This window comes from Bifidobacterium bifidum ATCC 29521 = JCM 1255 = DSM 20456, from assembly GCF_001025135.1.
In the GTDB taxonomy this organism is placed as follows: Bacteria; Actinomycetota; Actinomycetes; order Actinomycetales; family Bifidobacteriaceae; genus Bifidobacterium; species Bifidobacterium bifidum.
This window is the reverse complement of the sequence record NZ_AP012323.1, coordinates 67602-81299: the sequence shown is the minus strand read 5'-3', so window position 1 is coordinate 81299 and position 13698 is coordinate 67602. Positions and strand designations below refer to the sequence as shown.

10 protein-coding genes and 1 pseudogene are annotated in these 13698 nt (G+C 52.4%); 7 read left to right on the top strand and 4 right to left on the bottom strand.

Annotated elements, in window-relative coordinates; genetic code table 11:
* Window positions 1–71: 71 nt before the first annotated feature.
* Window positions 72–611 carry a cell wall-binding repeat-containing protein gene (locus BBBF_RS09355; protein ID WP_080665028.1) on the bottom strand — a complete coding sequence of 180 codons (540 nt, stop codon included), beginning with the start codon at window positions 609–611 and terminating at the stop codon, window positions 72–74.
* On the bottom strand, window positions 592–1431 hold the full coding sequence (locus tag BBBF_RS09350) for a cell wall-binding repeat-containing protein (protein WP_161788266.1): 840 nt from the start codon (window positions 1429–1431) through the stop codon (window positions 592–594). Before BBBF_RS09350 ends, BBBF_RS09355 begins: the two co-directional genes overlap by 20 nt.
* Before the next feature lie 461 nt (window positions 1432–1892).
* Here BBBF_RS09350 and BBBF_RS09345 point away from each other — a divergent pair, with 461 nt between their 5' ends.
* The 6 genes and pseudogenes from BBBF_RS09345 to BBBF_RS10660 all read left to right on the top strand — a co-directional run bounded on the left by BBBF_RS09345 (window position 1893) and on the right by BBBF_RS10660 (window position 7198).
* The gene (locus tag BBBF_RS09345) at window positions 1893–3122 is read left to right on the top strand and encodes a cell wall-binding repeat-containing protein (RefSeq protein WP_021647500.1); all 1230 of its coding nucleotides are present in this window, start codon (window positions 1893–1895) and stop codon (window positions 3120–3122) included.
* Between the two features lie 825 nt (window positions 3123–3947).
* The gene (locus BBBF_RS09755; RefSeq protein WP_126436125.1) at window positions 3948–4244 is read left to right on the top strand and encodes a hypothetical protein; all 297 of its coding nucleotides are present in this window, start codon (window positions 3948–3950) and stop codon (window positions 4242–4244) included.
* Between the two features lie 47 nt (window positions 4245–4291).
* Window positions 4292–5842 (top strand): IS21 family transposase, encoded by a 1551-nt coding sequence (istA, locus tag BBBF_RS00290; protein WP_021647501.1) that lies wholly within the window; start codon window positions 4292–4294, stop codon window positions 5840–5842.
* Window positions 5843–5848: 6 nt separating this feature from the next.
* The gene (locus BBBF_RS00285; protein WP_021647502.1) at window positions 5849–6601 is read left to right on the top strand and encodes an ATP-binding protein; all 753 of its coding nucleotides are present in this window, start codon (window positions 5849–5851) and stop codon (window positions 6599–6601) included.
* A 79-nt stretch (window positions 6602–6680) separates the two neighbouring features.
* A pseudogene (locus tag BBBF_RS10665) lies at window positions 6681–6955 on the top strand (cell wall-binding repeat-containing protein); the annotation flags it as partial.
* Complete coding sequence (locus BBBF_RS10660) at window positions 6932–7198, top strand: cell wall-binding repeat-containing protein (RefSeq protein WP_161788265.1); 267 nt, start codon at window positions 6932–6934, stop codon at window positions 7196–7198. The pseudogene BBBF_RS10665 and the gene BBBF_RS10660, both read left to right, overlap by 24 nt.
* A gap of 177 nt (window positions 7199–7375) precedes the next feature.
* On the opposite strand, the gene BBBF_RS00280 is transcribed toward BBBF_RS10660, so the two are convergent.
* Both BBBF_RS00280 and BBBF_RS00275 read right to left on the bottom strand, forming a co-directional pair.
* Window positions 7376–9424, bottom strand: a complete 2049-nt coding sequence (locus BBBF_RS00280; protein WP_220183463.1) for a cell wall-binding repeat-containing protein — start codon at window positions 9422–9424, stop codon at window positions 7376–7378.
* A 200-nt stretch (window positions 9425–9624) separates the two neighbouring features.
* On the bottom strand, window positions 9625–10530 hold the full coding sequence (locus tag BBBF_RS00275) for a glycosyltransferase family A protein (RefSeq protein WP_033509594.1): 906 nt from the start codon (window positions 10528–10530) through the stop codon (window positions 9625–9627).
* Between the two features lie 122 nt (window positions 10531–10652).
* Between BBBF_RS00275 and BBBF_RS09335 the strand changes: the two genes are divergently transcribed.
* Complete coding sequence (locus tag BBBF_RS09335; RefSeq protein WP_021647506.1) at window positions 10653–13688, top strand: DUF4422 domain-containing protein; 3036 nt, start codon at window positions 10653–10655, stop codon at window positions 13686–13688.
* Window positions 13689–13698: the final 10 nt, after the last annotated feature.

Genomic DNA, 13698 nt, shown 5'->3' with positions numbered 1-13698 from the left:
GGGGCTGTTGGCACGAATTACGATCAGTACCAACAGTCCCCTTGTTTTTGTTATCCTTCGCACGTGGGAAATTACGGACGCCCCATCTTCAATGCATCGGCAAGGCCATCCGCAGTGCTACGGGAAACAACGCTTTCGCCGCCAACGACATAAGCATTATCAACATCGCTATGCTGCTTCACATACTGCTTGACGAAATTGGCAGTACTCCCATTCGGATCTGCAAGCAGCAGAACCGCACTATTGCGCCCGGCAAAAGGACCAGCCGCAAGTGCATCCGGGAAATTCGCACCAGTCGCAAATACTGCATTGTTCATATGGAGCCCTCCATGTTCAGAAGTCCACTGAGCAAATGTAGCACTCGTTTCATAACGCGTCGTCCCCGAAATACGAGACACCACAGAACCAGAGGAATTTCTAATCTGTTTCACCACCGAATCCGGAACAGCACGCTGCCCACCCACGACAAGGATCCTGTCAAACTGTCCGTTGGACAATGCCTCCAATTGTTCAGAAGACAAGCCAGAGTCGATATTTGAAAGGAAGATGGGACTTTGGGACTCATTAGCATATGACGAAACAGACAAGGCATCAGCAAAACGATAAGCCACTTCCCCCGGTAACGACTATTGCCGTTCTTCCCCAATTCTTTTCGCCTTGGACATCGCTGTCGTACAGTTTCAAAGCAGTGTCACTTCGAGTAACGCCTCCAATCCTCTGCACTGTGGCATATTGGGCTAACGACTGCTCCACATTCCCCGATACCGCATTCTGCCCACCGATGATAATAATCCTTTCCGGCTTCAGACGACTAATCTGATCTTTTGTCTGATTACTGAGGTATTGAGGATCCGTCATAAGAATCGGAGCGTCCAGCACTCCGGCAAATCCCGACGCTGCCAGCGCATCTGGATAGTTCTCTCCAGAAGCGACAACTACCGTTGATGCGGACTTCGGAAAAACGGTGTCAACAATCCGCGACATGGTGTCATACCGCGTTATGCCGGATAGCCGAACCAATTTACCAGATGTAGGTTCACTAGGAGCAGACGGCGTATTGGGTTTTGATGGATTAGACGGAAGCTCCGGAGTGTTCGGCATTACATTGTTACCGTCGTAAAGCGGAACTGTCTGCCCAGACGGACACTGTGAAAGAGATGTTTTCATAGCATTTCTCTCTGAAGAATCCACCGATAGATGATAATGCTGCTTAATCCCTATCTGCCTGCTGATATAGGCACAATCATAGCCATGCCCTGGAAGCCAGTGTGCAGCGTCCTTGTCTGTTTTGGAAGCATTCGCAGATCCTTTTACTGCAGGTAGCACATATGGATCATTCGCATATGCGATGCGTTGTTCTTTGGTCCAATAATCGGCACCACTTTCATATGCCTCTCCGACAGCAACAACATGATCGATCTGCACCCGCATTCGAAGTGCCCTGTCCGCGCTGAAAAGCGATTGTCTCGCCGGTATAGGGATCATTCAGGACGCCTGTTGCGACATGATGGTCATTGGTATATGTGACATTCTTCATGTCACGACTCAAAATATCGTCTCGGGTAGTCGCATTACCGCCAAGAGTCTTGCTGTGAAGCCATGTGCCAAATAATTCTGTACGTTCTGACGATCGGTAATCGTCCGTCTGCTCTATTACAGACAATGACTGTAGCGCAGATTGCGCGTTCTCTCCTTCGTCCGCACTTGCCGTGGCAACGCCTTGAAAGAGAAAAACAACAACTATCAACATCCTCAAAAAGCCCGTCACGCGTTTTGCAAGTCGTACCATTCACTGTCATCCTCTCACTTCATAATGGAGGATAATCATACTAGAGGAATTACCCTTCTATACTCTTAGACAATTAACAATCAATGAGGAAAGGGGAGGAACCGTGAACCGGAAAACTGCCACCTATTTCAAAAGAATCACCGCTGTGCTATCCAGCGTTTTCCTGACCTCCGCTGCTTTTGCGGGGACAGGATTAATAGCTGATGCATCAGCCACATCGATTACTCGGATATCCGGCAGCACCAGATATGAGACCATGGCGATGGTATCACAGACTGCGCTCCCTTCTGCTGCATCCGGAGCTGCAGTAGTAGCATCAGGAAACAGCTTCCCAGATGCGCTTGCTGCCTCATCCCTCGCGGGGTATCTCAATGCGCCGATTCTGCTTACTGACCCCAAAACGCCTTCCAACGCAACAGTCAGCGAACTTGATCGGCTTGATGTCAACACGATTTACATTATCGGCGGTACAAACGCAGTTTCAAACAACGCTGAAAAAGTAATCCAAGCATCTCGTCCGTCGGCAACTATTACACGACTCGCAGGAAGCACTCGCTTTGATACCGCATATCAAATTTATAGCGAACTCACCAAGCTCGGAGTAAAATCCGAAACCGCCATTATTTCCACTGGCGCTAACTTTGCCGACGCGCTTTCCGTGTCCCCGTATTCATACATGCAATCCGCACCTTTCTTCCTGAGCTCTCAGTCGGGGCTTGATGAGGAATCTCTCGCTGCACTCAAGGATTTTCAGTCTGCAATCATCGTCGGTGGCACAAACGCGGTCCCTTCATCCGTGGAACAGCAGCTCCGATCCATAGGCGTTGCAACGTCGAGAATACAGGGAACGACTCGTTATGAGACTAGCTTGGAAATCAGCAAGTTCACGTTGGAAGGTCTCTCTATCGATCCTTCTAGCGTCGTATACGCCACTGGAGCTAATTTCCCGGACGCACTTTCAGGAAGCGCCCTTGCAGGTCTTAATAAGACAGTGCTGTTGCTTGCGCAAAACGATTCCTCCCCGACAATCGGGGCATCATCCATACTGCCGAATGTTGAATCCGCCTACGTCCTCGGTGGGCAGAACGCCATTGGGCCGGCAACGTTCAATGCAATTGCTAAGAGCTTTGGATTGAGTGACAGAGAATACGTTCCGCAGCCAACGCCTAAGCCGCAGCCCAAACCGGACGATCCAGTTTACGGCACACATAAAGCAGGTGAATTCTGTAAAAAATCTGATCTGAACAAGACGGACCACGATGCCAGGAATGGCAAACTAATCGTTTGCAAAGTAGCCAGCGGTGATAACAAGCCTCGTTGGCACTATGTCTGAATAGATATGGTTGGGCAGGCAATCCGCAGTCGTTTACCTGCCCAACCAGCATAAGGATCTATTAGATCGATTGCACACAACGGCTACTCTGCTATGCATCACAAAGGGCAGTCACTTTATCCAAAAGAGTATAGTATCTCTCATATATATAAGAAGGCTTCTTTGAAGGAATGGAAAGTAACATGCAAGTTCCAAGAAGAATATTTGCTTCTCTCGCTATTGCTGCTGTACTGGTTTTTGGGATTAGCGCGCCGGCGTATGCCGAGGATACTATTGACTCATCGAATCAATCTGAGCAATTGTCAAATGCAAACGAATACATAGCTGAGTGAACTGAATTAAACGAATCAGCAAGAACACCTACTTCGTCAAAAATTTTGTAACCGGGCAATAAGTATTACACGAATGTCTCAAATTTCCATGAGGCAGGTTTGGCTCCGGGACTTTATCTTGTGTCCGCAGTCAGTACAGGATATTCTTCTCATTCCAGCATTAACGATGCGACCGGGAATTACAATTCAATCTCCGACGCGTATGCCGTTGAAAAAGATAAACCTCAAAAAATCGAAGTAAAAGACGGCTATTTTGTGCATATTTTCGAGGGATCTGGCCTATGCGCCTCTTCTTGGAAATTACTTCAAGCATATCCTCGAAATGCTGATAATCCAGTTCTATATCCCGGAGCCGAAAGAGCCCTTACCGATGGAACGTACTCTGCCACCGCTCGAGAAAACAGTGTGCAGCATATCACAGCAGAGAATTATCTGGTCAAAGCCGTAAAAGGAAAAACCTCATCTGGCAATCAAAGATTTCTATGGGAATACCATGTTCATGGCACAAGCTCCTTATGCTTCAACTTATGTAGGAGGCTATGACAGACGTGGATGGACACAAGTGCAGATTCCGGCTAAAGGGTCAGTAACTATCGGTGGCCCGATCGATAAGGACATCTGCTTCCATATGGGTGGAACTGAATACATATCAAACACCACAGTTAAGAGATTAACTGAATATTTGATTTGTTGTGGTCCGTTGCTATTGCGGCTGGGGGCCATTACGGGTTTTGACGGTTATTGCGTTTCAGGGCCATGGTTATTGCGCTTTGAAGCCATGGCTGGTTAGGCTCCTTTCACCATGCGAGGGACGTGTGGTGAAAGGAGCTGCCAGCAATGGTACGGAAAATACAGGCGAAACTGGTCCTGCGTTTGCATGGCCGGGGGTTATCGGGACGCGCGATCGCAAGGTCCCAAGGCATGTCGCGCCGGAGCGTGGCCGACGTGCTGGACGCGGCGAAGGCCGTCGGCATCGGCTGGGATGACGTCGCCAACAGGCCGGACGACGAGGTATACGCGCTGCTGTTCCCCGGACGCGGGGAACGTGAGAGCGTGTACGAGCACCCCGACTGGGGCAAGGTCCACCGGGAGTTGGCCCGTGTCGGCGTGACGTTGAGGATTCTGCACGGCGAGTATGTGGACGAATGCCGGCAGTCGGGTAGGCCCCATATGGGTTATGACAGGTTCTGCAAGCTGTACGCCGCGTACGTGGCGAGACTCGGCGTGACAAGCAGGGTGGAGCATAAGGCCGGCCGCACCATCGAGGTCGACTGGGCCGGCAAGACCATGCGCATCGCCGATCCGGTCACCGGTGATTCGTCGACCGTGTACCTGTTCGTGGCGGTATTGCCGTTCAGCCGGTACGCGTTCGTGGAACCCATCCTGGATATGGGGCAGAATTCGTGGCTGCGGGCCCATGTGGCGATGTACGAATGGTTCGGCGGCTCCACGCCGCGCCTGGTGTGCGACAACCCGAAGACCGGCGTGATCAAGCATCCACGTGAGGGCGAGATCGTGTTGAACGACGCGTACCGGGGCATGGCCGAGCACTATTCGGCCGCTGTGCTGCCCGGACGGGTGAGGAAGCCGAAGGACAAGCCGTCCGCGGAGAACACCGTGTGGCACGCCACGATGGCGCTGGTCGGCGCGATGCGCGACCGCGAGTTCGGATCGCTTGACGAACTGCGGGCCGCGATACGCGCCTGGCTGGCGGAATACAATTCCCGTGCGTTCCAGAAGCGCGACGGATCCCGGTCGTCGGTGTTCGAATCGGAGGAGAAACCGCTGCTGATCGCGTTGCCGCCGATGCCTTACGAGGTGGCGGACTGGGTATACGGCCGCAGGGTGCAGGCCAACAGCCACGTCGCGTATGCGCGCAACTGGTATTCCGTCCCGTACGCGTACATCGGTTCCACGGTGGACCTGCGGATCGGCGCGAGCATGTTCGAGGTCTGGCATGGGAACACGCGGTTGTGCTCGCACCGACTCCTGCCGACGACGGCATCCAACCAGTGGTCCACGAACGAGTCCGACCTGCCCGGCAAAGCCGTGTGGAGACCATGGGACAGGAAACGTTGCGAGCAATGGGCCCGGCGAATAGGCCCCGGCTGCGCCGCCGTGATCGGCAGGCTGTTCGCCATGGAACGCCTCGACGAACAGGGCGTGGAGCCCGCGCTGGCGATCCTGCGGCTGTCGAAACGCTATTCCGCCCAACGTTTGGAGAACGCGTGTTCGCTGTCGCTGCGGTCGATCGCCTCGCCGCGGTATTCGCACATCAGGCCGATCCTCGAATCCGGCCAGGACGCCACGGGCGGGATCCCCGACGGCGCCGTTGACGACGCCGGATGGGTGCGCGGCGGCGATTACTACGCGGACATGGGAAGGTGACGCGCGATGATCATCGACACCGAGACCAAACGCAAATTGCGTGAGATGAACGCATCCGATCTGCTCGACGCGTTCGAACGGCTCGACGAGCGAACGACGGCGCCCATGAGCCACACGGAGGTCGTCAGGCTTGCGGTCGACAACGCCCACTCCGGTCACATGGACGCCAAGATCCAACGCCTCGTCAAACGCGCGGGTCTGCGCTACCCCCAGGCGGACCTGAGGACCATCGACCTGGTGGAGGAACGCAGGCTCGACCGGAGCGTGATCGCCGGCCTCGACGCCGGGAACTATCTGGAACAACGGTTGAACGTCGTGTTCCAGGGAGCCACGGGATCGGGCAAATCCCACCTGCTATGCGCGTTGGCGAAATCCGCGTGCCGGGCACGGTACCGCGCAGTCTACGTCCGAATGCCGGACCTGGCCGAGCAGGTGACGGTCGCGTCGAACAAGCCAGGAGGAGCGCCCAAGCTCGTGCGCAAATACGCCACCTACAACCTGCTCGCGATCGACGAATGGCTCGTCGACAAGCCCGACGAACCATTCAAACGATTCCTCCTGGAGCTCATGGAGCTCCGGTACGACACCGTCAGCACGGCGTTCGCCACGCAGCTGGCGACCAAGGAATGGCACCGACAGCTCGGCGGCGACGCCATCGCCGACGCGATTCTCGACCGCATCGTGCACAACGCGGTCTGGATTAATACAGGCGAGTACAACATGAGGCAACGCCACGGGCAAGCCATGCTCGACAACTAGCCCCGAAGGCCGGCGGCTTCTAACCAATCCGCCATCGGCCTTCTCCCGCCATAATGCTGGTCCCCAAGCACAATAACCAGTGGCCTCAAAAGCTACAAATATTCAATTAACAGTCAATACCCGCTATAACACCATGGCCGCAGTCGTCTCAGAGGGGAACTGGAAAACTGGTGGTACCGCGATTATAGCTTCAGGCGATAACTATCCAGATGCATTGGCAGCTTCCGGATTGGCTGGCGAACCAATGCTCCGATCATACTAACGGGGAAGTCCGCGCTTTCTTCGCAGTTCGCCAATCAGCTTCGGCAGTTGGCACCATCACGAATTATTGTGGTAGGTGGATCAGCTGCCGTATCAGATAACGTTCTTCATACTCTTCATACATATGCGCAAAGCGTGAACCGTGTATCCGGCGCCACTCGTATAGATACATCTTTCGCGCTATATCAGAACGCTTCAGGATGGGGATCAACTGCAATTGTTGCGACAAACGCGAATTATGCGGACGCCTTATCCGTAAGTTCATATGCATACACGACAAAAGATCCAGTATTCTTGTGCGATTCCGCCAACGGTCTGACCAAAAGACCGCATTAAAATCATTCTCAAGAGTGCTCGTAGTCGACGGCGTGAACGCCGTGGACCAAGGCACCGCGAACGCCATCGCCGACAACCTCAGCCTCAGACACGCGCAATGACGACATAAAACGTGTTAAGAGGGGCTGACCATGTGAACCATGGTCAGCCCCTCTTAACGTTGCTACAGTTTCCGCCTTATGGCCGCAGCATATCCAAAGCGTCAGCAAGACCGTTCGCAGTATTGCGAGAGACGGCATTCTCACCGCCAACAATATAGGCATTGTCAACATTGCCATGCTGCTTCACATACTGCTTCACAAAATTGGCAGTGCTCCCGTTCGGATCCGCAAGCAGCAAAACCGCCTTATTGCGCCCGGCAAAAGGACCAGCAGCAAGCACATCCGGGAAATTCATTCCCGTGGTGAATACCACATTATTCATACGAAGGAAACCATCATAATCTCCGGCAAATCGATCTGCCACATTGATGCTGGTCTCATACCGTGTCGAGCCAGCTATGCGCTCATCCATGCCTCCAGCAATTTGCCGTTCGATAAAACGTTGTGGAACGGCCTGTTCGCCGCCAATGACCCACATCTTTTTCATCTTTTTGATTTCCTTAATCTCACCATCGGTGAATCCCTTCGTCGAGCTACACAAGAAAATAGGCATATGCGACATATACGCATACGACGATATCGACAAAGCGTCAGCATAATTATCACCTGTCATCAGCAGAGCAATCGCACCCCACTTCGCTCCCAGCCGTTCGCCTGCTTTGTACAACGCCAGCGAAGTGTCATAACGGGTCTCACCGTAATATCGCCTCACATTGGAGCTATATTGCTTCAGCTGTTGCTCGACATTCTGCGAAACAGCGGCAGGGCCTCCAGCAATGATGATTCGACTCGGTTTAATGGCGGCGATCCGTTCCGAGGCCTGAGCTGACAACGACTGCGGATCAGTCAGCACAATTGTCGCATCCAAAGCACCAGCCAGACTAGATGAGGCCAAGGCATCAGGGTAGTTCGTGCCAGAAGCAACTATTACCGTCTGCCCCTGCTTAAGTCCTTCTTTTTGCACAACTTGAGACATAGTGTCGTACCGTGTGGCACCGAAAATCCTTTGCATTGCCGGAGCCACACGTACATTACCTTGCGCCAGCCGCCCGCCAGCATTTACTTTAATGACGGTATTGCCACGCTTGAGCGTTTTAATATTTCCTTCGGTCACCGTTGCCACGGCCGTGTTCGACGATGACCATGTACCACCAAGCAGGTTGTACCGATTAGCACCATAGGAAAGCCGCACCACTGCTTCATCGCTTTTGCCGGGCTCGAGAGCGGATGAGCTGTTCCAGTGCAATCCCTTCCACGTCATGCCCTCGTTGATATGCCTTTGGCTGACTGAAATCTCAAATCGTCCGTAGCCATTTAAATTGGTTGGCGTTTCATCCGAATATTCCGACGCATACCCTCTGGAAACTGCTTCGCCAGAATATGCACTGCTATCGCTGAATCCGCCAGCAAAGCCATATGAACCGTAATCGGGATCTGTCAACGTCGTATAGTGACCAGTCACACCGGAGCCATGACCATTCACCTCATTAATGTAATCGGATTTCTCGCTCGCCCATAAATCAACTGCATCCGATATGTTCCTTGTACCCCAAGCAAGTACTTCAGCATTGGATGTCAAACCTTTGTAACTAGCCCCAAAACACCAATCATCATCAGGACGCGTGTGCCCATCAGCCCATGTATATGCCTCAAGCGCACGCTGAATAGCGATACGCTCCAAAGCATTCGACCACTTTGGAGAAAGGTATTCCTGTTGGCTGATACCAACCGCTTTCAAATATTCCGGCACCGTTTTCCAAGAACCGTCGTATTTGAATTTAATACGCGCATCATTGAGTGCATCTTTGCGCCACTTGATAACGGCATTCAATGCATCCCGTTTGGTATTACGTTGGTCAATGCTTATGTAATCGGTACGCGCCTTGTATCCATCTCCCAAAGTGACGCCCGTCACCGATGAAACCGGCTCATTCGAACGTTCAGAAAACGTTGATGGAGTGTTTTCGTCAAGCGCTGCCGGCCGTTCATCCATAATTTTCTGCGATTGCACTGACTTTTTAATGTCCTCCGCAGCATTTGCCGGTGACGCTATAAATCCAGAGACTAGAAGGCAACCTGCGACGATTACCCCTAACACACGAGAAAATCCATGATTCCTTCTCATCTTTTCTCCTTAACGTGTTGCAGTAACAACAAAACCATATTATACTCACGGCGACTGCAAAACGCACAGGAAGAATCAATCACAGTGGCTTAATAAAACCGGAAAATGCGCAGACCAAGCCGTGGCTGTTTGAGGCCACCTCGCAATTATTCATGTCAAACAAGCCACAGCAAATATCGCGGCAGTTTCTGCCTATGCACTTAGTGAATCAAAGCATCCAAGCTAGGATCGGCAACGCGCTTGTCGAAATCGTCAGCCAACACACCTTTGGCTTGCAGCTCTTCCAGAATCGACTTCAGCACAATATTGTTTACACCGCTTTCGGTGTTCTGGTGGCATAACGCTTCCTCCCCCTGCGTGCCAGGCACATAATTCAGCAACTGATCGTCTGTTGCCGCAACCACAGGGATACCGGCTTTCACTTGCATTACCTTCAGCCACAAATCATCAGCGGTCAGGCAAGTTTCCTTGATTTCCTCGGCATTAAACGTCTCTGGAGGCATCGTATGCGGCGGATACAGCGTGCCTGCCCCATTCGTGGAGAAGATCCGCATGGACGGCACACCTACAAGCGCGGGATGGTAATGAGGTGCCTCGTAAATCCAATCCTCATAATTGGTACGGGATCCGTCCTCGTTGAACATAATCAAATGCGTACGTACAGCGGCAATCGCATGAGGATGGGCTTCGTGTGCTGCGAGCAAATCGCCAATCATCGTATTGCGGTACAGCAAATCATCATCGGTGGTGATGACGTAATCATCAGGAAATTCCTGCAAAGCCCAGAAATATTTTTTGTGGGGCTTCAGGTCCTCATCCACCCAACGGATTTCCACATCATGCCACAACACGTCGCGCAACGTTTGGGGCAAATCGGTTTCACGATTCGGAAAATCCGATTTGCAGAGCCACAACACGATTTTGTCCGGCAACACTTTTTGCGCAAGCAACGAACGAATCGCCAGGTGCACGGTATTGATACGTGCAGGATATGAAGTCATGGAAACGATAATCTGAGGATGACGCCTCTTCATCGCACGCAGAACATGCGTGCCCGCACGACGCAACTTATTTTTCTTCACGCGCAACCAATCTGCAAACAGCACATGCCCTCCTTATTTCTCAATGAGCACTGGGTATATAGTAGTCCAAAGTGTGCTTTTCGAAGTCGAACAGTACACTGTTGCTCAGCAAGTAATACATCAATGCGGCCAAATAAGGAAGAGCAATGCCCAAAATCTCAATCGTCATTCCCGCATACAATGTCGGCGATTATTTGCAGGAATGTCTTGACTCAGTACGGAATCAGACCTTCTCCGATATAGAAGCGATTGTCGTAAACGATGCGAGCCCAGATAATGTCGGAGAGGTCGCAGCACAGGCGGCTGCACAGGACGCACGCATCCGAGTAGTCACCAACAACCCGAATATGGGCACACACCGCACTCGCATGGCGGGCGTAGAAAACGCTTCCGGCGAATACACGTTCTTCCTTGATGGCGATGATGCCCTCAAGCCTGATATGTGCGAACAGCTCGCCGCGGAGATCGACAAGCATCCCGTGGACGTACTGCATTTCGGTCTTACCGTTGTCGCAGCCAATGACCTTTTGGAAAACGAACGCCAAGCCTGCGAAACCTTCAACAACACTCCCACGCCCGATTCCACTGGAGAAGATATCGTCCGCGACATTTTCGATGAAACGCGAGGCTACAAGGTCGATTGGCGCGTAACCCAGCGTTTATACAAGACTTCCGTACTTAAGGAAGCATTCAACGCCATGACCCGCGATCGTCTTGGCCGATCTCAGGACGGCTACGAGTGCTTCGTAGTTTCGGCATTCGCCAACAGCTACCATTCCTTCAAGGAATGCCGCGGATATGTGTATTACTACGGTCGCGGCATAAGCGGCACAAATATGATCGATGCTGCGAAGTATGCCCGCTATTGCGGCCATTTCAAGGCGGATTTCGATGCAGCCTACGAATTCGCCGATGAGCAGCATTCCGATATGCTTCACGCTTGCGCACAAGGTTTCCAGCGCAAGGCGACCGAAATCCTTGCCAATGATTGGAAGGTCAGGGTTCCGGAAGCGGAGAAGGTTGAGGCCGCCAAGCAAATGGAAGCTGTGTTCGGCCTGGCCATCACGGGGCGCGAATTGTACCGTTTCGTACGCGATGATGCTTATGCGCTGCTTTCCGATAACCAGCTCCTTCCGCATGACGCTGATCTGAACAGCTGGTTCAGCATAGCCAACGCCATCAGTATGCCTACCGATCAAGTATCTGCAGACACCATAAGATTCCATGAGATGAAGCGAATCGCCACTTCCCATATGACCAATCTCATCGAGAAAACCCGCAATACCGAAGCGTTCCAAAACTACGACAAGCAGGATATCCGCATTTTCGTCACCGCGCATAAAAACGTCGACCGTTTTGGCAGCGCCATCATGCAACCAGTGCAGGTCGGCCCGAAGAACGAGCGCTTCCCTTGGGCGTTCCATGATGACGAAGGCGAGAACATCGCCAATCTCAATCCACGCTATTGCGAACTGACCACGCAGTACTGGGCATGGAAAAACATCAATGCCGACTACTACGGCTTCTGCCATTACCGCCGTTATTTTGATTTCTCCGAAACAGCGCATGAGGAAAATGCCTTTGGTGAAATTATGGATGATTATATCGACGCCAAGGCTGAGAAGAAGTACGGTCTGGACGATGAGAACATCGCCCGCGTGGTCAAACAGTATGACGTCATCACCACACCGTTCGGCAATCTGGATGTAATCATCAACAAGTATGGAAGCCCACGCGCTCTGTGGGAGGCTGCTCCTCTGCTGCATGATGACGATTTGAAGCGTTGCTACCAGATTCTGTGCGCCATGTATCCCGATTATAAGGAGGATGCGCAGGATTTCTTCAACGGCAACAAGGCATGCTTCTGCAACATGTTCATCATGAAGAAGGAAATCTTCTTCGATTATTGTGAATGGATGTTCCCGATTCTCGAGGAATTCGATAAGAACACCGATTACAGCACGTACAGCAAAGAGGCACTGCGTACGCCAGGCCATCTTTCCGAACGCCTGCTGAATATCTATCTCATGCATCACAAGCGCATCGGATCCAACTGGAAGTTCAAGGAGCTGCAGTGCGTGCACTTCACCAATCCAGAGCCAGCCGAGCAGCTTAAACCGCTTGATATCACCGACAAGCCGATCATTCCGGTGGTGTACGCAGCAGATGACAACTATGTGCCACAGCTGACTACCACCGTGTATTCGGCCATGAAGAACGCTGATCCGAGCTATTTCTACGATGTCACCGTACTGCAGCGCAACATCGCTTGGGACAAGCAGGAACGTATGCGCGGGTTCTTCAAACAGTTCCCGAACATGAATCTGCGATTCACCAACGTGGACCGCGAACTTGCCGGATATGAGCTTTCCACCAACAACGCCCATATCAGTGTGGAAACATACTATCGTTTCCTGATTCAAAAGCTCCTGCCGTTCTATGACAAGGTGCTGTACCTTGATTCCGACATCATCATCAACGGTGATATCGCAAAGCTCTACAACATCGATTTGCAGGGCAAGCTGCTTGGCGCAGTGCGCGATATCGATTTCCTTGGCAATTTGAACGTAAAGCATGGTAAGCGTATGAATTATGCGAAGACCGTGCTGAAGATGCAGAACCCCTACGATTACTTCCAGGCTGGTGTGCTGGTGCTCAATACCAAGGCGATGCGTGAGCATTACACCATCGAGCAATGGCTCGCTTACGCATCGAATGACGAGTTCATCTACAACGACCAGGATGTGCTCAACGCACACTGCGAAGGTAACGTGCTGTATCTGCCATGGGAATGGAACGTGTTGCACGACTGCGGCGGACGTGTGGGCAACCTGTTCACCCAGTCACCGAACGATATCTACGACGCATACATGAAGTCGCGCAGCAATCCGCAGATCATCCACTATGCCGGCTACCAGAAGCCGTGGGTGGATCCGGATTGCGATTACGCCTCGATCTACTGGCGTTATGCCCGCGAAACACCGTTCTACGAACGTCTGATCAAGCGCGTGGTGCTGGCGAACGAGCCGCAAATCCCGGAGGATGTCTTCCTGCCGAAACATGAGCGTGCGGTCGGAGAGGACAATCCGATCCGCAAGTTCATCGACCCATTGATGCCGATTGGTTCGAGGCGTCGTGATGCGTTGAAGGCCATCGCGCGCGTAGCACGCGGCAGGCGGTAAGACAATCGGG

Coding starts and splice junctions, on each gene's coding strand:
- BBBF_RS09350 (WP_161788266.1), bottom strand. CDS start 1,431: ATGCGGGTGCAGATCGATCATGTTGTTGCTGTCGGAGAGGCATATGAA.
- BBBF_RS09755 (WP_126436125.1), top strand. CDS start 3,948: ATGTTCATGGCACAAGCTCCTTATGCTTCAACTTATGTAGGAGGCTAT.
- istA (WP_021647501.1), top strand. CDS start 4,292: ATGGTACGGAAAATACAGGCGAAACTGGTCCTGCGTTTGCATGGCCGG.
- BBBF_RS00285 (WP_021647502.1), top strand. CDS start 5,849: ATGATCATCGACACCGAGACCAAACGCAAATTGCGTGAGATGAACGCA.
- BBBF_RS00280 (WP_220183463.1), bottom strand. CDS start 9,424: ATGAGAAGGAATCATGGATTTTCTCGTGTGTTAGGGGTAATCGTCGCA.
- BBBF_RS09335 (WP_021647506.1), top strand. CDS start 10,653: ATGCCCAAAATCTCAATCGTCATTCCCGCATACAATGTCGGCGATTAT.